Here is a 1,609-nt window from a genome sequence, read left to right on the forward strand (position 1 = left end):
GGGTAAGTCCCGGGGAGTGGTGGGAATCGGCTGAGGGCATCCGGCCAGGTCCGCGGCGTGTCGCTCCCTCGATGAGAGTGGGCCATCGCGTAGTGATCAACGAGTTACCTCTCACAGTGACTCACAGAAAGCACCCACGCGATGACCCACGATCATTCTGCACTGCTCACCCAGCTCGACGCGCTCAAGGGCGCCGACAGCGCCAGCGTGTTCGCCGAACTGATCCGCACCGGCCTGCAAGCGTTGATCGAAGCCGAGGCCACCGACAAGCTCGGCGCCGGCCGCTACGAACGCACCGACACCCGGATAACGCACCGCAACGGACATCGAACGAAGACCGTGGCCACCACCAGCGGCGATGTCGAGGTCAAGATCCCCAAGCTGCGGTCCGGCTCGTTCTTCCCGTCGCTGCTGGAACGACGCCGCCGGATCGACAAGGCGCTGTATGCGGTGGTGATGGAAGCGTATGTGCACGGCGTATCGACCCGCAGCGTCGACGACCTGGTCGGCGCGTTGGGTGTCGGATCCGGGATCTCGAAGTCGGAGGTGTCACGGATCTGCGCCGGCCTCGATGCCGAGATCGCCCGGTTCCGGGAGCGCACGCTGACGCACACGAGCTTTCCGTACGTGTTTCTCGACGCTACGTTCTGCAAGGTCCGAGTGGGTGCGCATGTGGTGTCCCAGGCGCTGGTGGTGGCCACCGGAGTGTCGATCGACGGTACCCGCGAGGTCCTGGGTACCGCCGTCGGTGATTCGGAGTCATTCGAGTTCTGGCGTGAGTTCCTCACCAGCCTCAAGGCCCGGGGTCTGTCCGGGGTGCATCTGGTGATCTCCGACGCCCATAGTGGGCTCAAAGCCGCTGTGATGCAGCAGTTCGCGGGATCGTCGTGGCAGCGATGCCGGGTGCATTTCATGCGCAACATCCGAGCAGCTGTGGCGGCCAAGCATGTGCCGCCGGTGATGGCCGCGGTCAAGACGATCTTCGCGCACACCGATCCGGTCGAGGTCGCCGCGCAGTGGGATCAGGTCACCGACACCTTCTCCGGGTCGTTTCCGAAGGTCGCGGCGTTGATGGAGGCCGCCAAGCACGATGTTTTGGCGTTCACCGCGTTTCCGAAGGCGCATTGGCAGAAGATCTGGTCCAACAATCCGATCGAGCGGTTGAACAAGGAAATCAAGCGTCGAGCCGATGTCGTGGAGATCTTCCCGAATCCGGCGGCATTCCTGCGGTTGGCGACCGCGGTGGTCATCGAGCAGCACGACGAGTGGCAGGTCACCCGCCGGTATGTCTCGGATGTGAGCATGGACGAGCTCCGGGCGGTGATCGCCGCCAAGCAGCACGCTACCGGACCGGTTGTGTCGTTGACCGGTTCGAGCGAAACAGCATAGTATTCACCGCGACTCGTTGATCACCGCGCATACCGCGAGCCGATCCGAAGTCCACCACTCCACGGGGCACTATCGCCTGCGGCGGCTGCCCGATCGGCCTGATACGGCAGATACCGGCCCTCGAGGCTGCCGCGACGAATCTCCCTCGAGACGGTGGAGACGTTCTTGCCGATCCGAGCGGCGAGGGTCCGGAGCGAGGCCTCTCCGAGCAGGCCGTCGG

General features: G+C 64.4%; 1 protein-coding gene and 1 pseudogene. One reads left to right on the forward strand and one right to left on the reverse strand.

Annotated features, from left to right (window positions below; translation table 11 throughout):
• Positions 1 to 141: 141 nt before the first annotated feature.
• The gene (locus A8G15_RS21030; protein WP_068164063.1) at positions 142 to 1,389 is read left to right on the forward strand and encodes an IS256 family transposase; all 1,248 of its coding nucleotides are present in this window, start codon (positions 142 to 144) and stop codon (positions 1,387 to 1,389) included.
• 62 nt (positions 1,390 to 1,451) lie between these two features.
• On the opposite strand, the pseudogene A8G15_RS30775 reads toward A8G15_RS21030, so the two are convergent.
• Positions 1,452 to 1,609: pseudogene (locus A8G15_RS30775) on the reverse strand (helix-turn-helix domain-containing protein); the annotation flags it as partial.

The organism is Rhodococcus phenolicus (assembly GCF_001646785.1).
Classification (GTDB): Bacteria; Actinomycetota; Actinomycetes; order Mycobacteriales; family Mycobacteriaceae; genus Rhodococcus; species Rhodococcus phenolicus.

Bases quoted from the DNA above. Each gene is read 5' to 3' on its own strand.
- A8G15_RS21030 (WP_068164063.1), top strand. From the start codon at position 142: ATGACCCACGATCATTCTGCACTGCTCACCCAGCTCGACGCGCTCAAG.